At 63.7% G+C, this 19757-nt stretch carries 14 protein-coding genes; 4 read left to right on the top strand and 10 right to left on the bottom strand.

Going from position 1 to position 19757, the window contains the following annotated elements; genetic code table 11:
• Window position 1 precedes the first annotated feature (1 nt).
• From ACFQE9_RS09730 to ACFQE9_RS09715, 4 genes are read right to left on the bottom strand one after another with little or no spacing between them, the layout of a single operon-like run.
• The gene (locus ACFQE9_RS09730) at window positions 2-1348 is read right to left on the bottom strand and encodes an outer membrane protein assembly factor BamB family protein (RefSeq protein ID WP_379743897.1); all 1347 of its coding nucleotides are present in this window, start codon (window positions 1346-1348) and stop codon (window positions 2-4) included.
• Window positions 1349-1400: 52 nt separating this feature from the next.
• Window positions 1401-3767 (bottom strand): DUF7846 domain-containing protein, encoded by a 2367-nt coding sequence (locus ACFQE9_RS09725; protein ID WP_379743895.1) that lies wholly within the window; start codon window positions 3765-3767, stop codon window positions 1401-1403.
• A 40-nt stretch (window positions 3768-3807) separates the two neighbouring features.
• A complete protein-coding gene (locus tag ACFQE9_RS09720) occupies window positions 3808-5034 on the bottom strand; it encodes an extracellular solute-binding protein (protein WP_379743893.1) in 1227 nt (408 codons plus the stop codon).
• Between the two features lie 39 nt (window positions 5035-5073).
• Entirely contained in the window at window positions 5074-6234 is a 1161-nt protein-coding gene (locus ACFQE9_RS09715; protein ID WP_379743891.1) for an alpha-1 4-glucan-protein synthase, read from the bottom strand.
• 92 nt (window positions 6235-6326) lie between these two features.
• Between ACFQE9_RS09715 and ACFQE9_RS09710 the strand changes: the two genes are divergently transcribed.
• Window positions 6327-8039, top strand: a complete 1713-nt coding sequence (locus ACFQE9_RS09710) for a Rieske 2Fe-2S domain-containing protein (protein WP_379743889.1) — start codon at window positions 6327-6329, stop codon at window positions 8037-8039.
• Window positions 8040-8191: 152 nt separating this feature from the next.
• On the opposite strand, the gene ACFQE9_RS09705 is transcribed toward ACFQE9_RS09710, so the two are convergent.
• On the bottom strand, window positions 8192-8857 hold the full coding sequence (locus ACFQE9_RS09705) for a hypothetical protein (protein WP_379743887.1): 666 nt from the start codon (window positions 8855-8857) through the stop codon (window positions 8192-8194).
• Window positions 8858-9303: 446 nt separating this feature from the next.
• Here ACFQE9_RS09705 and ACFQE9_RS09700 point away from each other — a divergent pair, with 446 nt between their 5' ends.
• Both ACFQE9_RS09700 and ACFQE9_RS09695 read left to right on the top strand, forming a co-directional pair.
• The gene (locus ACFQE9_RS09700) at window positions 9304-11964 is read left to right on the top strand and encodes a DUF1156 domain-containing protein (RefSeq protein WP_379743885.1); all 2661 of its coding nucleotides are present in this window, start codon (window positions 9304-9306) and stop codon (window positions 11962-11964) included.
• Window positions 11965-12142: 178 nt separating this feature from the next.
• A complete protein-coding gene (locus ACFQE9_RS09695) occupies window positions 12143-13045 on the top strand; it encodes an HFX_2341 family transcriptional regulator (RefSeq protein ID WP_379743883.1) in 903 nt (300 codons plus the stop codon).
• A 7-nt stretch (window positions 13046-13052) separates the two neighbouring features.
• On the opposite strand, the gene nadC is transcribed toward ACFQE9_RS09695, so the two are convergent.
• The 4 genes from nadC to ACFQE9_RS09675 form a co-directional block, all read right to left on the bottom strand.
• Complete coding sequence (gene nadC / locus ACFQE9_RS09690; protein WP_379743881.1) at window positions 13053-13910, bottom strand: carboxylating nicotinate-nucleotide diphosphorylase; 858 nt, start codon at window positions 13908-13910, stop codon at window positions 13053-13055.
• Window positions 13900-15462: an L-aspartate oxidase gene (locus ACFQE9_RS09685; protein WP_379743879.1), complete on the bottom strand. Its 1563-nt coding sequence runs from the start codon at window positions 15460-15462 to the stop codon at window positions 13900-13902. Before ACFQE9_RS09685 ends, nadC begins: the two co-directional genes overlap by 11 nt.
• Window positions 15463-15464: 2 nt before the next feature.
• Entirely contained in the window at window positions 15465-16598 is a 1134-nt protein-coding gene (nadA, locus tag ACFQE9_RS09680) for a quinolinate synthase NadA (RefSeq protein WP_379743877.1), read from the bottom strand.
• A 356-nt stretch (window positions 16599-16954) separates the two neighbouring features.
• Window positions 16955-17797, bottom strand: a complete 843-nt coding sequence (locus tag ACFQE9_RS09675; protein WP_379743875.1) for a TrmB family transcriptional regulator — start codon at window positions 17795-17797, stop codon at window positions 16955-16957.
• A 292-nt stretch (window positions 17798-18089) separates the two neighbouring features.
• Here ACFQE9_RS09675 and ACFQE9_RS09670 point away from each other — a divergent pair, with 292 nt between their 5' ends.
• Window positions 18090-18896, top strand: coding sequence for a TrmB family transcriptional regulator (locus tag ACFQE9_RS09670; protein ID WP_379743873.1), 807 nt, complete (start codon window positions 18090-18092; stop codon window positions 18894-18896).
• A 59-nt stretch (window positions 18897-18955) separates the two neighbouring features.
• Here ACFQE9_RS09670 and ACFQE9_RS09665 read toward each other — a convergent pair whose 3' ends face one another.
• A complete protein-coding gene (locus ACFQE9_RS09665; RefSeq protein WP_379743871.1) occupies window positions 18956-19306 on the bottom strand; it encodes a DUF7344 domain-containing protein in 351 nt (116 codons plus the stop codon).
• Between the last annotated feature and the right edge of the window lie 451 nt (window positions 19307-19757).

The raw sequence follows: 19757 nt of genomic DNA, 5'->3' as shown, positions 1-19757 counted from the left end.
ATCACTCATCGGGGACGAGACAGTACGCGTGGCCCGGAACCTCCACCCTCGTCTCTTCGTCGTCGTTCCAGTACCCGGAGAGGACGGCGCGTTCGGCGTAGTAGATCCGTCCGTCGTGGGGGACGGCCGCGCTCGTGACGTGGCCGTTGTTCGCGACCGTCCAGCGCACCTCGCCGGTGTCCTTCTCGAGCGCGTAGAGGTTCCCGTCGTAGGACCCCACGAGCACGGCGTCGGAAGTCACGGTGAGCGACCCGATCACGCTGCCGTGGACGTTTCGCGACCAGATCCGGTCGCCGGTCTCCATGTCGAGCGCGTGGACGTGGCGGTCGTCGCTTCCGACGTAGATGATCCCCGTCTCCGGGTCCACGCCGGGATTCGACATGATGATCTCGCCCGTCTCGAAGGACCACAGCTCCGTGCCGTCGACGACGTCGAGACAGTAGAAGAAGCCGTCCCAGGAGCCGACGAACGCGCGCCCGTCGTACTGGGGGATCGTCCCCTTGACGTGGTGGTCGGTCTCGAAGGACCACTCGAACTCGAGGGACGGGAACTCCCAGCTGTAACAGACCCCGTCGTTCGAGGCGGTGATCATCCGCTCGTACTCGGGGTCGATCGACGTCGAGGGGTGGGGCATCCCCCACAGCCGGTCGTCGCTCCACAGCGGCTGGCCCGTCTCCGCGTCGACGGCCCACATCGTGCCGGCCGGCGGGTGGTTGTACTCGACGACGACGTACAACACGCCGTCCCAGTAGGCCGGACTCGATCCGATGGCGATGGCGCCGTCGAAGGCGATCCGGGAGGTCCGCCAGACCTGCTCGCCCGTCCGCACGTCGAACGCGTAGAGGTCACCGTCGTAGCCGCCGATGTAGGCCACGCCGTCGACGATCGTGGGCGTTCCGTGGATCCCGAGCGACGTCGCGCCCGTCCGGGCCGTCCACCGACTGCGCCCCTTCGGGGTGACCGCGTGGACGAGCCCCGTGTCCGCGGGGATGACGATCGTCTCGCCGTCCGGCGTCGGGCGGGGACTCGCCTTCGCGGCCGTGTGGCCGATGTAGTTGGCCGGGAACTGCCAGTTCACCGCCACCGAGTCGGGCACGGTCGCATCGGGGTAGTACCCGAGCCGGCGCAGCCCGCGTCTGAACATCGTCACGCCGTCGTCGTCCGGATACGTCCGATCGCCGGGAAGCGGTTCCGGGTCGAAGTCCGCCTGGCTGCGGTCGTACCGCGGCCCGGTCCGGAGTCCCGAACAGCCGGCGATCCCGGCCAGCGAGCCGGCGGTCAGTCCCGCCAGGAACCGGCGGCGGGAGACGGTTCGACCGTCGGGCGTCTCGTCCTGTGGGGGCGACATCCGATCGATCCAACCGACCGACCTCACGGGTATAGCTGTTGTGCTCCACGGCTCACGTGCCGCCGTCGCCGTCTCGCTCCTCGTCGCCCGTGGTGATCGAGGTCTCGAAGCTCACGCCGTCCAGGTGGGCGTCCGGATGGTTCGGCAGGTACGTTCCCTCCCTCCCGCAGTCGGTGGCGAGGCGACACACCTTCCGCTCGGGCGGCCAGACGACCTCGACCACGCTCCCGTCGCGTCCCTCCGCGTCGGCGTCCGAGGCCTCGGATCCATCCACTTCGCTCACTCGAACGTCGAGATCCTGTCGGTAGGTGAGCGTCCCCCCGTCCGGCTGGGTCAGCGTGATCGAAAGCGAGACCCTGCCGTCGTCCTCGGGCACGGGGACGGCCGCCGCGTCGACGGCGTCCTCCCCGCCGTCGCTTCCAGCCGCCGGCAACCGAACGCGCTCGGCATCCATCCGCCAGGGAACGGCGAGGGATCCGTCGGGATCGGCCACGACGTAGCTCGCGTGCTCGTCGCCCGCACCCTCGATGCGAACCCTCGCGCTAGTTACGCGGTCCGGGATCCCCACCGTCGCCTCGCCTTCGAGGACCGCGCCGCGGCGGACCTCGATCCGCTCCAACCTCGGCGTCACGTGCCGGTCGCCCGTCGGCGTCCACTCGCCGCGGTAGGTGTAGCGGTGATACTCGCGGTCGGGATAGGCGTCGAACACGGTGAAGTCCTCGCCCGGGTCCCGATCGAGCGCGTAGACGACCGGCCCGTCGAAGCCCGGATCGTTGCGGAGATACTGGAACGGGTGGTTCTGCCACTCGCCGTAGGGTGCGGGGATGATGACGAGCGCGTTCTCGAACTCCGCCGTCTCGATCGGCTCGTAGGCGGTCTCGTACTTCTCGGCGTGGGCGGCGTTTCGATCGACGGGCTCCGCGACGACGGCCGCGTTCGCTCCCCCGGCGAGGAGCACGCCGGCGAGCACCACGGCCGCCAGGCACGCGCGGACGACGGTTCCGTCGGGATCGATCCCCGTCCCGTCCGACTCGAGGAGGTCCCGGATCGCCTCCCGAGCCCGACGCCATCCCACGACGACGCCGATCGCGGCGAACACCGAAAGCGGAACGAGCAGGTCGAAGTGGTAGATCGGCCCGAACTGCGAGACGATCCCGTTCGTCGGGTCGTCCATCGTCGCGAGGACGTTGTAGTTGCCCCAGAAGGCGACGTTGCCGAGCGGAACCGTCACGAACAGTCCCGCGAGCAGCTTCCCGGACGTCCCTCGGATCGAACGGTCGTCGAACTTCCCGATCGAACGCCCGCCGGCCTCCTCGCCCATCCGTGCCGCTCGCCGCCGCCCGGCTCGGCTCCATCGGCGGAGCGCCACCGCGAGCCCGCCGGCGGCCGCCGCGCTGCCGAGCGCGCCGGCCGTGAACCACCGGGTCAACAGGTACCACAGGACGTATCCGTTCGCGCGCAGCGCCAGCTCCGGCGTGTAGACGATCGAGTGGCCGAGGATCCGCCGGCGCCCGAATCCCGGTCCGTCGAGGGGAGCGAACACCGCGTAGGGGAACGTGGTCGCCGACCCCGTCATGCGGGCGTTGTAGGCGAGCGTGACTCCGACGAAGAGGAGCCCGAACAGGGCGGTGGCGAGGTTCCGCCGGATCGGGGAGGGAAGCACCCCCCACCGGAGCGCGTCCGGTCCGCGCTCGCGGATGCGGCCGAGGACCCCCTCGTCTTTGCCCGCGGCGATCACGGCGTATCCGGCGTGTGCGATGAAGGGGGCCGCGAACAGCACGGCCGTGTAGGGCCGCGAGAAGAAGGCGATCCCGACCGCGATCCCGGCGAGAACGCCCCACCGGATCGACTCCTCGCGGACGCCCCGGAGGTACGCGACCGCGAACGCGAGGTTTAACGCGGTGGTCGGCGCGTACGGCAGAAAGACCGACGTGGTGACGACCGCCATCGGCGCGGCCGCGAAGACGACCGCGGCGACCACGCCGACCCGCCGGTCCCACGCCATCGAGGCGAGCCGATACACGAGAAAGGCGTTCGCGGCCGCGACCGCCGCGAGGGTCACGCGCGGTTCGCCGAGGAGGCCCATCGCGACCGCGTACATCGCGGACGGAACCGGCGAGTACTTCGGGTAGAGCCGCCCTCCGTCCTCGATGAAGAACCACGGGTGGAACGCGTCCGCCAGTTCACCGGCGTGAAGCTCCAGTTGCCCCTCGAGCAGCATCGCCGCCTGCATGAGATAGACCGCCTCGTCGTGGTTGCTCGAGTGATAGGCGAAGACGGTGGACGCGACGGTGAAGACGACGACTCCCGAAACTCCCGCGATCAGGGCCGCCAGCCACGTCTCCGGTAGCGCTCGGCGCACCCGGCGCTGGCCGGCTGCGAGCGTCCGGTCGATCGTGGCGCGGATTCGTTCTAACACGATTCGGGTGCGGGTCGACGGAGGCGAGTCGGTACCGATCTCAGAGGGCGCCGACGTCCCGCATCAGGTCGACGGTCGTCTCCAGGTCGGAAAGCTGCGCGAGGTCGATGTCCGGGACGTCGAGCTCGTCGATCGTCGGGAGGTCGCCGACCGGCTCCACGCCCGGGATGAGCGGGTACTCGAACGTCGAGGTCGCGAAGTAGTCCTGCGCCTCCGCCGACAGCAGGTGGCGGACGAAGTTCTCCGCGACGTCCGGAACGTCCGTCCCCTCGACGACCGCGGCGCCGGCGACGTTGAAGACCGCCCCGGCGTCGCCCTCGGTGAACGAGGTCGCGATCGGCGCCTCGGGGTTCCCGTCGAGCACGCGCTGGATGTAGTAGTGGTTCGTGAACGCGGCGTCGATCTCGCCGTCGGCGATCGCCTGACAGGTCACGAACTCGTCGGGATACTCCTGGATGCCCGCATCGAGAACGCCCTGGAGCCACTCGCGGGTCGCCTCCTCGCCCTCGATGATCCGCATGGCGGTGACGAACGCCTGACAGGACCCGTACGAGGGGGCCCAGCCGAGATCGCCGTCGAACTCCTCGGGGTACGCCATGATGTCGTCCGGGAGGCCGTCCTCCGAGACGTCGTTCGTGTTGTAGGGGACCGTTCGCGCTCGGCCGGAGGTTCCGATCCAGTTCTCGGTGTGGAACTCGGAACGGATGAGGTCCGTGAGGTCGCTCGAGAGCGACGCGGCGTACCCCTCGTCGGCGAGCGCGCCGAGCGACCCAGCGTTGACGGAGTAGAAGACGTCGGCCGAGGTACCTTCGCCCTCGGTTGCGATCTGGTTGACGAGGTCGGTCGAGCCGCCGTAGCGGACCGTGAGCGAGAAGTCGTCGTAGAGCTCGTCGATGTAGCTCACGAGCTCCCCGACGAGGAACTCGCCGCGGCCGGAGTAGACCGTGAGCTCGCCCTCGAGGTCGGGCATCTCCTCCATGGAGGTGCCGCCGGGGGCGCCGCGTCCCTCGCGACCCGACCCGATCTGCCCGACGTCGGAGCCGGTGTCGCCGTTGCCGCCGCCGTTTCCGTTGCCGCCGCCGTTGCCATTTCCGCCGTTCCCGTTGCCATTTCCGCCGTTTCCGGTACAGCCCGCGAGCCCCGCGGCCGTGATCGCGCCCGCGGTCGCGAGGAAGGTCCGACGATCGGCGGTCTCGCGCCGGTCGTGAGGTTCTCCTTCCCGTGATTCCGTGTCCTCTCGTTCGCGTGAAGGGTCGGATGACGTCATGTGTTTTAGGTCAACCTAAATCATTAAATAGTCGTCGATTCAGTCGTCCGCCGCAGCAGGGGTCCGGGCCGGCGTCTCGAGCGCGTCGAGACACTCGATCCACTCGAGCATGTGTTCGCCGACGTGGGTGAAGAACGCACCGTTGTTGTACTCCTCGTGGGATCCCTCGGCCAGCTCCCTGCCCATGGCCTCGAAGACGCCGGCGAAGGAGTCGGCGTCGCCGCCGACGTCGTCGACGATCTCGTAGAGGTGTTCGTTGAGCTCGAGGCCGGCGACCTCGTTTTGGAGGTCGTCGAAGGTCGACCGCGGCGCCTTGTTGTGCTCACAGAGCGGGAACCCGTTGTAGATCGTCTTTCCGAGGACGTCGCAGGCGCGTTTCAAGAACACGCCGCTCCAGATGTCATCGAAGCGGCCGACGTCCCACTCGTTGTCGTCCATCGGGAGCTGATAGAAGGCGGGGATGACCTCCCGTTTGAACGCGAGGTTCATCGAACACACGGTCAGGTAGTTGCCCTCCGCGGCCACGAAGTCACCGGTGAAGTCCGACCGGCTCGTGCGGGTCTGTGCTTGCCCCTGCAGGTCGCCATCCATCAGGATTCGGACCGCGTCCAGGTCCGGAACGTTGGTCCAGAGCCCCTGGGAGGCGACGACGTCGTCGACGGTCTCCGTCGACGTCTCGACCGTCTCGTCCATCGCCGCGTAGGGGTACCCGCGCGGGTAGAGCCCGTGTTCGTCCGCGCGCTGGTAGAGTACGTTCACCCACCGCTGGTCCGAGGAGACCGACTCGATCTCGCCCTCGAACGCGAGGTTCTCGAAGTGGCGTCCGAAGAAGTCGTCCTCCGGCTCCGGAAGGGTGTCGTCGTCGATGAAGAACCCGTACTCGAAGCGGTCGTTCGCCCACATGTAGAGGAGCCCGAAGCTCGTCTCGGCGTGGCTCGCCGCCGGAACGAGGTGGCCGTACTCCGATATCCCGTGCTCCTCGTACCACTCCTCGCGACGCGTCCCGTCGAAGACCTCCCCCGAGACGCCCTCGTCGGCGAGCATCGCCGCCATCTCCTCGGTATCACAGAAGTCCTCGGTGACCAGTACCACGTGCAGCCGCGAGAGATCGAAGCCGTGTTCCCGCGCGTTCTCGAAGTACGACCGCATGCACTCGTACTCGCGGATCGTCGGAACCACGACGCAGACGTCCTGACTCATCGTTGTTCCACTCCTTTTAGGGTGACCTAAAAGCCTGTCGGGATCGAGCCAGCGGCAGCAACGCTTTGCCCGTGGGCATGGTAGTTGGTACCATGAACGACACGGAGTTCGTCCACGTGGCCTCGCTCGACGACCTCGCCCGGGAGGGGCGACGCCTCCTCGCTGCCGGCGGGCAGGCGATCGCCGTCTTCTACGAGGGCGGCGAGGTCCACGCGGTCGACAACCGGTGTCCCCACATGGGGTTCCCGCTCGACGAGGGGACGGTCGACGAGGGGATCCTCACGTGTCACTGGCACCACGCCCGGTTCGACCTCTCGTGTGGGGACACCTTCGATCCGTGGGCCGACGACGTGCCGACCTATCCCGTGGCGGTGCGCGACGGCGACGTCTACGTCCGCCCCGAGGAGGAGCGCGAGGACCCGCCCCGGGTACACTGGCGCAAGCGGCTGCGCACCGGCCTCGAGGAGAACCTCCGGCTCGTGATCGCGAAGTCGGTCGTCGGCCTCGACGACGCGGGCGTGGACTACGTCGAGCCGTTCGGTCAAGCCCTCACGTTCGGGACCGAGTTCCGCGAGGCCGGGTGGTCGTCCGGGCTCACGATCCACACGGCGATGGCGAACGTTCTCGACGACCTCGCGGACGATGACCGTCGACGGGCGCTCTATCAGGGGATCGTCGAGGTGGCCGGCGACTGCGCGGGCGAGCCGCCGCGGTTCGACCAGCCGGCCTTCGACACGCGCGACCCCTCGCGCGAGCGATTGAAGTCGTGGTTCAGAGAGACCGTCGAGGTGCGCGATCGCGACGGCGCGGAGCGGTGTCTCCGGACGGCGATCGAGGCGTTCGACGAGGCGACCGTCGCGAACCTCCTCTTCGCCGCGGCGACCGACCACCGCTATCTCGACGGCGGGCACACGCTCGACTTCCTGAACAAGGCGTTCGAGTCGCTCGATCACGTCGGGTGGGATCGCGCGGATCGGGTCCTCCCGAGCCTCGTGTCGAGCCTCACCGATGCCGAGCGCGCCGAGGAGACGGCGGAGTGGCGCCAGCCGGTCGACCTCGCCGCCCTCCTCGACGACGCCTTCGAGGAGCTTCCAGAGCGCGCGTCGGGCGACGGGTGGACCGAACCGGACGACCTCCTCGAGACCCTGCTGGGCGACGATCCCGAGGCGATCGCGGACGCGCTGCTCGATGCGGTCGATGCCGGCGCGACGCCGCGGGACCTCGCGGGCGTCGTGCGGGACGCCGCCGCCACGAGGGTGGTGCGGTTCTCGACGGGGAACGAGTTCGGCGACTGGAACACGGTTCACCACACCTTCACCTACGCGAACGCGGTGTACTTCGCGACGCGTCGCACGGACGCGTGGGAGCTCCACCGCGGCGTCTTCGACGCGGCGATGAACGTCTACCTCGACCGCTTCCTCAACACCCCGCCGGCACCGATGCCCGACGGCGACGCGAGCGTCGACTCCGAGGCGGCCCTCCGGGGGCTCCTCGAGACGTTCGAGACGGAGGGCGAGGTGAACGCGGCCGGCGAACGCGTGGCGGACTTCCTCGCGGCGGGCGGCGATCCGGCCCGTCTCAGGGAGCGGCTGGGACACGCGCTCGTTCGCGAGGACGTCGGATTCCACGTCTTCCAGAACGTCGAGGCGGCGTTCCGCGGCAGCCGGACCGCGGGTGAGCGCTCGGACCGCTACCTGATCGGAACCGCCCGCTACCTCGCCGCACACACCCCGACCCGGCGCGAGCGCGATCAGACGTTCCGCATCGCCGATCGTCTCCACCGCGGCGAGAAGATACACGAGTGAGGGGGGTTCGAAACAGCAGGGGTCCGAATCGCGGGCGGTCGGCGATCGCTACCTCCGTGACGTGACGGGATATTTAACGACCCCGACGAACTGTAGCGTATGCAGACCCACGTCGTCTTCACGCGGAGAGAGAACATCGGACGAAATTCTGTTTAGTACGAACAGAACCACTCGTCAGTATCTTCATAAAAGGTCTGAAGAGTATTCTTATGGAATAGTCCAAGGAAACACAGGGGATACTGCTGTTCGCTTGTGTTGGTGTGTCGTAGGAAGCGATTTGGGTCGCTCAGGCCGCTGTCATTCATAAACGCCTCTCTTTCAAACACGATGTGATAGCCGGCGAAATCCCCAAGATCTCCCGCTTTATTGAAGGCAAAACAAGAGAACCCACCGTGTTGGAAATCAGTTCTCAACCCGCGAAGGAAGGCCAATTTTCTGCTATAGAGAAGTCGGTCTGTCCCCCCTGAAGTCGGGGTGAAGTCACGGCTTGCTAGAGATATTCCATCGGGGGAATGCTGATTGAAGAGTACCCGAATCGTCTCATTGAACGAATAGAGCGATGCGAGGTAATTGTGGAGGAGTCGGAGTGCTTCAAACCCTTCCTCTTCCCGCTCATCATTGTGGCAGATGAATATTGGATTCGTCTCGAGATCCCCGTCAACATACTCATCTATCTCAAAGTAATTCTGATCAAGGGTACGCTTGGCTACGCTCAGACGCGTTCTGTTGCCATCGCTGATCCCTCTATCCGGCCTTACGGCTAGTCCGGCGATCTCCTGTATTTGGAATTCGCACTCAGATGAAGAATCAGAGGACACAGAAACCGCTATTCGTCCGCGTCGTCGTTGAATTTGACAGCACGGAGCGCACGCTGAGCGGTCACTACGTCACCGTCAACCACTGTGGCAACCTTCTCAGCCGTGGGGACGTCACGTTTCTTAGCCATCTCGATCGCAAATATCCGCTGAGAGCTCTTAACTATTGGGCACGGGTTGCGATTAGTGTCGGTTTGTATATCATCTGTTGCTGGAGTTCGGCGTAACTGATTCCGCCACGCTTCAGACTACGAAGGTCGCGGAGCGTACTCTTCTGACAGGCTAATGTCGTCCGGTTTTCGGAGAGCGGCATCCGTATGCAGATCCTGTTGGATTATAGGTGAACCCTCGCTTCATCAGGAGATGCCTTACACTCAAAGACGCGGTCGCGGGCCGGAGTAGTCGGCGGGATTTATGACACTCGGACAGGTTGGATGGACATATCCACTATGTCTAAGGAAACGGGTCGCTCTTCTGAGCGAAGTCAACGGAAGGAACTCCCGATTGAACGGGGGTTCCCGATTGAGCGAGTGAATGAAATCGCACAGAAAGAAGGGCGCGCAAAGCAGTACTACCGGCCTATCTACACGATGCACAAGTGGTGGGCACGGCGTCTCGGCTGTGTCTTTCGGTCTATCTCTCTGTATTCCCTCTTGGATGACTCTGATAAGGTCGAAGTTCACGAGCCGGGCGAGAACGGAACACTCGGGGCTTTCGGTGGGGGCCACAGCGAGGTTGAGAATCTAATTGAAAGCGTCGATATGGCCGACCCGGAGAGTCTGTGGGAACTCTATCCAAAAGATGTGAGGATTGGAGACAAGAAGATTCTCGACCCATTTATGGGCGGTGGCACGTCTCTTGTCGAAGCCTCACGTTTCGGTATTGAAGCGGATGGATACGACCTAAATCCGGTCGCGTGGTTCGTCACGAAGAAGCAACTTGACGCGGGGCAGAGCGACGTTGAGGAACTTGAAGAAGCATTCGAGCAAGTCAAAGAAGACGTAGCCGACGAGATTCTTGACTACTACAAGACCCCGTGTCCGCATGGCGACCACGATGCCGACGTAATGTACAACTTTTGGGTAAAGGAAGTTGATTGCGTCTCTTGTGGCCACGACGTTCCTCTCTTCAACGACTTCCGGTTAGCGGCAGGGCGATATGAACACGATGATGAAGACGTTTGTGTGTGTCCGGATTGCGATAAGGTCGTACACGTTGAGGATTACCGAAGTGATTCAACCTGCGAAAACTGCGGATTTGAATGGATTCCAAGTGAGGGTAACACGAGTCGGGGTGGAAAATACGCCTGTCCTGAATGTGGGCAGAAGTACAATATTGTAGATGCGATTGAGGAACAAGAGGGCTACAATCTCCGATTGTATGGGATAGAATATTACTGCCAGGTCTGCGATGAAGCGGGTGAGTCAAGAGGTACATACAAGGGATACAAAGAGGCCGAACAGGCCGACTTTGACCGGGTTCAACAGGCACAATCGGAGTGGGAAAGGCGTGAAGACCTACGAGAGTACATTCCCGAAGAGGAGATACCTGAAGGGGCGATAACAGCGGCATCCGAAGTTTCCGGAAACGATGTTTTCCAACACAACTACACACATTGGTCGGATATGTACAATGAGAGACAATTGCTCTGCCTCGGAAGTATACTGAGATCTATAAGCACGATTCAGGATTCTAATACCCGAGAATTTCTTCTCCTAACATTTTCTGAAGCGTTGAATTACAACACGTTGATGAATATATACAATCCAAATTATAATAAAAACACGAATATATTTAAGAATAATTCGTTTACCCCGCCTACAGAACCAATCGAAAACAACGTTTGGGGAACGGAATACGGTACAGGAACTTTCACCTCAATGTGGGAAATGGTGAAGAAGGGAGTAGAGTACGCTAATTCACCAACAGAAAGGTACGTAGAAGGCGGAGACACAAAAGAAAGCCCGCCATTCAACAAGCCGATTGGAGAGGACGCAAGCGTTCATCAGGGAGATATGCGATTGATTGAGGCTGAAGATGAATATGATGCCGTCATTACTGACCCACCCTACTACGATAATATCATCTATTCAGAAGTTTCTGACTTCTTCTATGTTTGGCAGAAAATCTTGCTTGAAGACGAATACGAAGGGTTCGACCAAGAAAAAACGCCACGAGCCGAGAGTATAGTTGCCAATCCGTATCTCGGGAAGGGGTCGGAAGAGTTCGAGTCGGAACTTCACGAAGCGTTCTCTGCAATTCACAAAGCACTCAAAGAGGACGGCGTTCTCACGTTTACTTACCACCACAGCAATTCCGAATCGTGGGGTGAATTACTTGAATCGCTTTGCGAAGTTGGTTTCGAGGTAACTGCAACCTATCCCATCTCTGCGGATATGAACAAGTTCATCGGGGGAGAATCAATTGAGTTCGACATTATCATTGTTGCCCGCCCTGCGGGCGACAGACAGCCAATTTCGTGGAACTCGCTCCGCCGGAATATCGTTCGGACGGCCAAGCAAACTCATCAGCGCCTCACCGAAAATCGCGAACTCTCCGAGGGCAACATTGGGGTTATCGAGATGGGACGGGCCTTCCACGAATACTCGAAACATCACGGGGAAGTACAGCGTGGCGGGGAAGTGATGAGCGCCAAAGAGGTTGTGGACGAAATCTATGGTATCATCCAACAGGGGAGTGATATTGGCGAGGTTGATGTATTCCTTGACCTGCTTGAGATAGATGACCCCACGTACAACGACCTGAATATGCTGACGCGAGGAACGAGTGCAAACCCCGATAAGATGAAACAGACGCTTCTCTACCGGATGGCTGCCGGAGAGTTCATCCTCGGAACGTGGGACGACGAAAAGCGGCAGGCGTACATCCAAGAACGGGTGAACGGCGAGGGCGACAATGGATTGACCCCGCTTGACAAAGCCCAATTCCTTCGTCATCGCTACGAGCAAGGCAAGTCGATTCAGAACTACCTCGAAAAGTGGACGGTACCTGACGACCTGCGGGAACTCTGTGGTGAGCTAGCCGATGCAAGCGGTGACGACGTCTATCGACGTATCCTCGGTGGCGATCGGACGATCGGCGATTTCTGAGTCGACCTTCTCCTTCTAAGAGCTCCTTCCTGCCGAGTTCGAACACGTAGAGTTAACACCGTAACACCTGCCGATTCTTACGAAGCCCGTGACGGGAGCAGGCACGCACACGAACGATGTACAATTGAACGGTATGCTACTTGAGGGGATATATAAACGCCCCGACGTAGTATAGCGTATGCAGACCCACATCGTCCCGGTCGGCTTCGACTACGACCGGCTCATCGCCCCGCTCGTGCGGGACCAGCTCGACGTCGACCAGGTGGTGCTGCTCGAGGGCGCGGTCGGCAGCGAGGCCAACGTCGAGTACTCCCGGCGGCTCGCCGAGAAGCTCGAGAAGGACTTCCGGAACCTGCTCGGCGCCGAGACCGAGCGGTTCGTCGTCGAGGACGTCTACGACTACGACGCCGCCTTCGAGCAGGCCTACGGGCTGATCAACGACGAGCTCGACGCCGGCAGCGAGGTGTGGGTCAACGTCTCGGCGATGCCGCGGACCGTCTCGTTCGCCTTCGCCACCGCGGCCCACTCGATCATGGTCGAACGCGAGGGCGATCGCGACCGCATCCACACCTACTACACCGTCCCCGAGAAGTACCTCGAGACGGAGCTGGCGGAGGCGCTCCGGACGCAGTGTGACCTCCTCGAGGACCTGCGCGACGGCGAGGTCGACGGGAGCGACGACCGGCTCGCCGAACACCTCGCCGAGGCCCGCGACCTCCTCGCCGAGTTCGACGAGCGCGGGACGACGATCGGCGCGAAACAGTTCGGCGACGACCACATCATCGAGCTGCCGGTCGCCTCCTTCTCGAACGTCAAACCCTTCGAGGAGCTCATCCTCTTCACCCTCGGCGAACACGGCGTCTTCGAGTCCGTCTCCGAGCTGGCCCAGACGCTCGCGCGCGAGCTCGGCGAGGAGTACACCGACTCGTTCCGCTCGAAGGTCATCTACAACGTCGACCAGCTCGGTCCCGGCGGCAAGGGCTACATCGAACGCGAGGAACACGGCAAGTCCTACCGGACGCGCCTCTCGCGCATCGGCGAGCTGTGGGTCCGATCGCACGCCGACGAGTCCGGTCTTTAGTCGGGCTCTAGCCGTCCGAATCACCGGACCCGCCCGTCCGGAAGGACAGATCGAGCGCCGGCGCGCTGTGGGTCAGCGATCCCATCGAGATCACGTCGACGCCGGTGGCCGCGTACTCGCGGACGTCGTCCGGGGCGATCCCGCCGCTCGCCTCCGTGATCACCTCGTCCCCGATCGCCGCGGTTTCTCCGGCGCTTTCGATGCGATCCACGGCGTCTTCGACCTCCTCGGGTTCCATGTTGTCCAGGAGGACGACGTCCGCGCCGGCCGCGGCCGCCCGCTCGGCCGTGGTCGGATCCTCCGCCTCCACCTCGATCCGCGTCGCGAAGGAGGCCCGCTCCCGGAAGCGCTCGATCGCCGTCTCGAGCCCCATCTCGGCGACGTGGTTGTCCTTCACCATGACCATGTGCGAGAGGTCGAGCCGGTGGGTGTCGCCGCCGCCCGCGACGATCGCCCGTTTCTCCAGTCCGCGCAGTCCCGGCGTCGTCTTTCTCGTCCCGGCGATCCGAACCGACTCCGAGACGGTCCGGGCCGCGTCGACGGCCCGCCTCGTCCGCGTCGCGATCCCGGACGCGTGGCCGGCGACGTTGGCCGCAACGCGCTCGCCGCGCAGGACGTCCGCAGCCGGCCCGATGACCGAGAGCACGGCATCACCCGGTTCGACCGTCGTTCCGTCCGCGACGGCGTCCGTCACCTCGACGTCGAGATATTCGAAGACGGCCGCGACCGCATCGATCCCGGCGGCGACGCCCGGCTCCTTCGCGACGAGCCGCCCGGTCGTCTCGCCCGGCACGTCGTTGGTCACGTCGTGATGCCCGACGTCCTCGCGGAGCCACGCCTCGACCGTCGACCGTTCAATCCGCATCGAGGGGCGCCTCCTCTTTCTCGGTGCCGTTCTCCCCCTCCGCTTCCGTCTCGAGGTGGTGACACCCCCGGGACTCGTCGTTTTCCGCCGCCGCTCTGGCGACGAGCAGCGCCGTCACGCACGCCCCGCGGAGTTCGTAGAGTTCCCGGCTCGTTCGCGTCCGGGTGTAGGCGTCGACCTCGCCCTTCAGCCGGCGGAGGACCGCCTGTGCGCGCGAGATTCCGCCCGGGTCCCGGACGATCCCGAGATGCTCGTCCATGACCCGCCGCAGCCTGGTGAACTTCTCGGCGGCGAACCGCTCGGGCAGGTCCGGATCGCGATCGAGGAGCTCGGGCGCCTCGATCGGCTCGGGCTCGAAGCCTGCGGCCGCCTCGCCCGCGCGTAGCCCCCACACCAACCCCTCGAGCAGGCTCGTCGACGCGAGCCGGTTGGCGCCGTGGACGCCCGTCCGCGCGCACTCGCCGACCGCGAAGAGGCGATCCAGCGACGCCCGCCCCACCGTGTCGACGTCGATCCCGCCACACAGGAAGTGCTCGGCGGGCGCGACCGGGATTCCCGATTCGATCTCGACGCCTCGCTGCGCGCAGGCGTCCGCGAGGTCGGGAAAGCTACCCGTAAAGTCGATCGGCTCCACGTCGAGGACCACCTCGCCGGTTCGATCGCGCTCGGCGGCGACCGCACGCGCCAACACGTCGCGCGGTGCGAGTTCGGCGTCCGGGTGGTAGTCGGGCATGAACCGGTCGCCGTCCGCGTTCCGCAACACCGCACCCTCGCCGCGGACGGCCTCGCTGAGGAGGAAGGTCCCGCCGTCGTCGCGGTCGGTATCGTTGCCGGCTCCACCGTTGGCGTCCCGATCGCCGGCTCCACCGGCGAAGGCGGTCGGGTGGAACTGCACGTACTCCATGTCCGCGACGTCCGCACCGGCGAGGGCGGCCATCGCGATCCCGTCTCCGGTCGCCGTCCGCGGGTTCGTCGAGCGTCGGTAGCAGGCGCCGATCCCGCCGGTCGCGAGGATCGTCGCGCCCGCAAAGCAGGGCGCCCGCTCGTCCCCTCGTTCGAGGATCGCTCCGTGGACGCGCCCCTCGTGGGTACAAAGCTCCAGGGCCGCGGCGTCCTCGAGCAGCGTGACCTCCTCGCGGGACGCGAGGTGTTCGAGGAACGGCACGAGGACGTGTTTTCCCGTCGAGGCGTCGACGTGTCGGATGCGCGCCTCCTCGTGGGCGGCCTCCCGTCCGTAGTCCGAATCGAACTCGACGTCGAGGGTGTCGACGAGGACGTCCCGGACAGCCCCGTCCGCCTCGTTTGCGAGCACTTCGACCGCCTCGGGATCGCTTTCGCCGTCGCCGGCCGCCAGGATGTCGCGCTCGAGCGCCTCGGGATCGCCGCGGGTCACGGCGATCCCGCCCTGTGCCCAGTAGCTCGTCGAATCTCCGGGTCGGCTGGCCTTCGTCGCGAGGGTCACCTCGGCGCCCGCTCGAGCCCCCGCGAGCGCGGCCGCACAGCCCGCGATTCCGCTGCCGATCACGAGCAGGTCGGTGGTTCGGTCGTCCATGTTCAAAGCTCCAGCATCCGTTCGATCGCGAGCCCGGCGAGTTCGGCCTCGCGTTCGGGTACCTCGATCACGTTTCGCGCCTCGCCCGCGACGAGCTCCTCCAGCACCCAGGTCAGGTAGTTCGGATCGACCTGTCGCATCGCGTTGCAGTCCATGCAGGCGTCCCCGCAAAGCGGCACCACGTTCACTTCCGGGTGCCACCGTCCGAGGTGCTCGGCGAGGTGGATCTCCGTGCCGATCGCCCAGGTGTCGCCCGGGTCGGCGTCCGCCACCGTCTCCCGGATCGTCGCCGTCGATCCGACCACGTCCGCGGCCTCGACGACCTCCCGGCGACACTCGGGGTGGACGATGACGTTCGCGTCGTCGAACCGCTCGCGAACGCTCGCCACGTGGTCGGCGGTGAAGCGCTCGTGGACCTGGCAGTACCCGTCCCACAGGATGACGTCCGCCTTCGCCACCGCGGCGGCGTCCTTCGAGTCCGGATCCCAGGGGTCCCATTCGGCGATCGCGTCGGCCATCCCCAGACGATGGGCGGTGTTCTCTCCGAGGTGTTTGTCCGGCAGGAAGAGCACGGTGTCGCCGCGATCCAGCGCGTACTCGAAGGCCTCGTGGGCGTTCGAGGAGGTGCAAACGAGTCCGCCCTGGTCGGCACAGAACGCCTTCAGGTCGGCGTAGCTGTTCATGTAGGTGACCGGAACGATCTCCGAGTCCGGCGCGGCGGCGGTCAGCTCCTCCCAGGCCGTATCGACCTGCAGCGCCTCGGCCATCCCGGCCATGGGACACGACGCCTCCATGCTCGGGAGGATCACGGTCTGGTCGTCGTCGGTGATGACGTCCGCCGACTCGGCCATGAACGTGACCCCACAGAAGACTACGTACTCGGCGTCGGCCGCCGCGGCGCGTTTGCTCAACTCGTAGGAGTCGCCCACGAAGTCGGCGTGTTCGACGATCTCCCGTCGCTGGTAGTTGTGACCGAGGACGACGACGTCGTCGCCGAGTCGTTCGCGTGCGCTCTCGATCCGTTCCGTTCGATCTTCCTCGTCCAACTCTCGATATTGAACGGGTAACTGTTCTAGATTATCGTATTTGAAGAGGCTGAGGTCGGTGTCTATCCCGACGGATTGTAACTCTGGCATCGTCTGGACTCTATATCCTATCCACTCCTGTATACGCCATATTGATAATATTTTCTCTTCAATAACACTCATCTTCCGATCGTGGTCGTCGATCCGGCATGTTGGATCGACTTCGCTCGTTTCGCCCGATTCGGCCGCGTCTGGTCGTCGTTTCGCTCGTGCGACGTGTCGATCGGTGAAGCCAGCGGAAGTTGAGACTACGAGCGGAAGTCGAGACTACAAACGGAAATTGAGACTACAACGAGTCTAGCGGCCCCTAATGCGCGAATTTGACCGGTTCGATCAGCGAAAACCTCCTCAGATCCCCCCTCAAACGGCCGATCTCGTCACACTGCAAATTCCGCCCGCTCCGACGGTCACGAGCCGGACTCTGGCTTCTCGACCTCGGGGTCGTTCCCGGACAGCAGCCCCGTGGCCATCAGCCGTCGAACGATCGCGACCAGCCCGTTGTTGAATCCGCGGCCGAAGACCCCCTGCTCGTGTTCACGGCCGTCTCCCCCAGTTTCGGTGAACGAGCTTACCAGGATCGCCTCGCGGTCGGCCAGCAACAGCCGGCTGATCTCGGTATCGTCACCTGGAAGCGGTGACCGGCTCAACCAGTCCAACCCCGAGACGAACACTTCGACATCCGGAAGGACGTCTCGAACCGCGGTCCGGAGATCCTCGTCAACCGTCCCGATAATGACGTTCACGCCCCGTTCCTGGGCCGACCGCAACTGTTCGACCAATCGGTCGGTCAAAATACTTCCGTGGCCGATCACGAGGATCAACTCCTCCGTCGCACCCTCGATCAACTGTCGTGTCCGACTGGTAATGCCCTGGTCGCCCGAGATGGCCCACACCTCGTGGGTGGCCTCCGTCGACTCTCCATCATCGGTCGGCTCGAGATCGCTCAGGGTGCTTCGAAGGGACTCGGTGCGCTCGACGTACTCCGACTGGAGGGTATTGACGGCCTCGTCGATGGAGACCGCTCGAAACACCTGTGGGTTTGAATGTTGAGTCTCCACCAGTCCTTTCGATTCCAACACGCGAATCGCGTCATAGACCCGCGTTCGGGGCACCTCGGATGTCTCGCTGATGTCCCTGGCCGTCCCGCGGTGTCTGCGTGTGAGCGCCACGAACGACTTGGCCTCGTACTCTTTGAGCCCGAGTTCCTGGAGCAATTCGATCGCTTGTTCTTGGTTTGTAACATCATCCATTGGTCCCAACCTCGGCTGCAATCGTCCCGTTCGTTCCCTGGGTGTTTAGTACGTCGTACCGAGATTCTCCCGTGTAATTCGAATGATCACACGATAGCGGCCTAATCGAGCTTTTCGAGACCAGCGAAAACGGTACAATACACCCATTTACTCACTTAATCACAATACATCTATGTGGGGGTAGCACGGACAGTAGGTCGGCGTGTAGTCGCAGATCTGGTCCCAACCTCTCTGTCGCTACACGCCAGAAATCACCACACCTGGTGATTTTCACGGGATTGGTGAGGATCTAATGTCCGGCGACCCATCAGACCACGCACGGTCCACAGCTATCAAGCAACTGAAGGCCCTCGGGCTCAGTGCCTACGCCGCCCGGACGTTCGTTGCACTCGTCAGTCTCGGCCAAGGAACCGCCCGAGATGTGAGTGAACTCGCCGATGTCCCCCGGACACGCGTCTACGACGCAGCTGACGAACTTCGTGACCGCGGCCTCGTCGACGTGAAGCGATCGAACCCCAAACGATTCTGGGCGATTTCGACGGAGACGGCTGGCCGGCACTTTGAACAGGAATACGACCGCCGCGTGACGGCCCTCACGGACGCCCTCGATGGGCTCGAAACCACGAACCGGTCCAGTCAACAACGGGGCGTCTGGACGGTGACCGGCCGCGAAACCGTGGCCGAGCGCGTGGTTGATCTCATTTCGGCGGCTGACGACGAAGTCGTCTATATGACCGCCGAGGAGCTCCTCACGGAGGAGATCGTCGAAAGTTTAGCTCGTGCAAGCGACGATGGCGTGTCGATCCGCCTCGCGGAGATGTCGGACGGTACTGAGGACCGCCTCGAACGAACCGTCCCCGGCGCACGACCCTTCGAGTCGCTTTGGGACTGGTCGGACACGCCCGCCGGCCGACTTTTGATGGTCGATCGAGAGAGGACGCTCGTGAGCGTCCTCGTCGACGGTAACGGTGAGCATCCGCCGGAACCACGCGATGAGACTGCGATCTGGGGTGCGGGCCGGACGAACAGCCTGGTGGTCGTCCTGAAAGCGTTGTTCACCTGGCAACTCGACGACGACCACGACTCGCACGACGAGTAATCACCCGCATACTCAACACGAACCGATCGAGATCCGGATCGAATCGAGCGAGTCCGCGATCAGGGGGAAGGCGATGCGTCCTCTCGGTGATCGTCGATGGCCTCAAGCAGGGAGAGGACGTCTTGGAACTCCCGGCTTCGACGCACGGTTCCCTGGTTGGCGTCGTACTCGATCACGTTCGCGTCCTGTAATATCGGCAGGTGAACGTGGTGAAGTTCGAGATCCCGACGTTCTACGGAGCCGCTTTCTTCTGGTTGCTGTGAATCCGTCCCTTCCGGATGTCGTATGAGCTGGTCGACGGTCGTCGCGCCTGGAGCGTCACCCACCCGGCGGAGGATCTGTCGTCGCTGCTGTTTGATCAGCAGCCGTAGTGCCGTCTCGGTCGAGATTCGTTGTTCTGAGTTGCTCATTTGTAGTCCCACCATGTCCAGTCGGGACATCGGTTCGCGCGAACATGGAATAGCCACTTCACGGATCTCTCGGAAACCCGTATCGTTAACCCGGATCCTCAACGGTACGGACGGCCGAGGCGTGACTGTACGAAGCAAGGAGGAGAGGTTCTCAAAGCCATCTGCATTGATACAGTCGGTCTGGATACGGAATTCCACATTTGATATCGCTCTATGTGATTTATCCGGACGCACACGCTCGCCGTATTCGCGCCGCTTTGCCGGATCCGTGTAAATACGGCCGTCGATCCCGGGGGTTTCACGCCGATCTCGGGGACTCTCCGCTCGCCTTCGAGAGCGATAGCGAATCCTTCGACGCCGTCGTGAGACCACGCTCCGGCTCTGCCGCGTGGGTATCACTCTCCGGCTCCCCCGTGACCGTGATTCGATCGGTGCCGCGGTGTGGATTGGC

The organism is Halopenitus salinus (genome assembly GCF_042662125.1).
Lineage (GTDB): Archaea > Halobacteriota > Halobacteria > Halobacteriales > Haloferacaceae > Halopenitus > Halopenitus salinus.
Note: the sequence above shows the minus strand (reverse complement) of the source record. Positions and strands in the feature narration are given on the sequence as shown.

Excerpts from the sequence above, each read along its gene's own strand:
- ACFQE9_RS09730 (WP_379743897.1), bottom strand. The coding sequence starts at position 1,348 with ATGTCGCCCCCACAGGACGAGACGCCCGACGGTCGAACCGTCTCCCGC.
- ACFQE9_RS09720 (WP_379743893.1), bottom strand. The coding sequence starts at position 5,034 with ATGACGTCATCCGACCCTTCACGCGAACGAGAGGACACGGAATCACGG.
- ACFQE9_RS09715 (WP_379743891.1), bottom strand. The coding sequence starts at position 6,234 with ATGAGTCAGGACGTCTGCGTCGTGGTTCCGACGATCCGCGAGTACGAG.
- ACFQE9_RS09710 (WP_379743889.1), top strand. The coding sequence starts at position 6,327 with ATGAACGACACGGAGTTCGTCCACGTGGCCTCGCTCGACGACCTCGCC.
- ACFQE9_RS09700 (WP_379743885.1), top strand. The coding sequence starts at position 9,304 with ATGTCTAAGGAAACGGGTCGCTCTTCTGAGCGAAGTCAACGGAAGGAA.
- ACFQE9_RS09695 (WP_379743883.1), top strand. The coding sequence starts at position 12,143 with ATGCAGACCCACATCGTCCCGGTCGGCTTCGACTACGACCGGCTCATC.
- nadC (WP_379743881.1), bottom strand. The coding sequence starts at position 13,910 with ATGCGGATTGAACGGTCGACGGTCGAGGCGTGGCTCCGCGAGGACGTC.
- ACFQE9_RS09685 (WP_379743879.1), bottom strand. The coding sequence starts at position 15,462 with ATGGACGACCGAACCACCGACCTGCTCGTGATCGGCAGCGGAATCGCG.
- nadA (WP_379743877.1), bottom strand. The coding sequence starts at position 16,598 with ATGCCAGAGTTACAATCCGTCGGGATAGACACCGACCTCAGCCTCTTC.
- ACFQE9_RS09675 (WP_379743875.1), bottom strand. The coding sequence starts at position 17,797 with ATGGATGATGTTACAAACCAAGAACAAGCGATCGAATTGCTCCAGGAA.
- ACFQE9_RS09670 (WP_379743873.1), top strand. The coding sequence starts at position 18,090 with ATGTCCGGCGACCCATCAGACCACGCACGGTCCACAGCTATCAAGCAA.
- ACFQE9_RS09665 (WP_379743871.1), bottom strand. The coding sequence starts at position 19,306 with ATGAGCAACTCAGAACAACGAATCTCGACCGAGACGGCACTACGGCTG.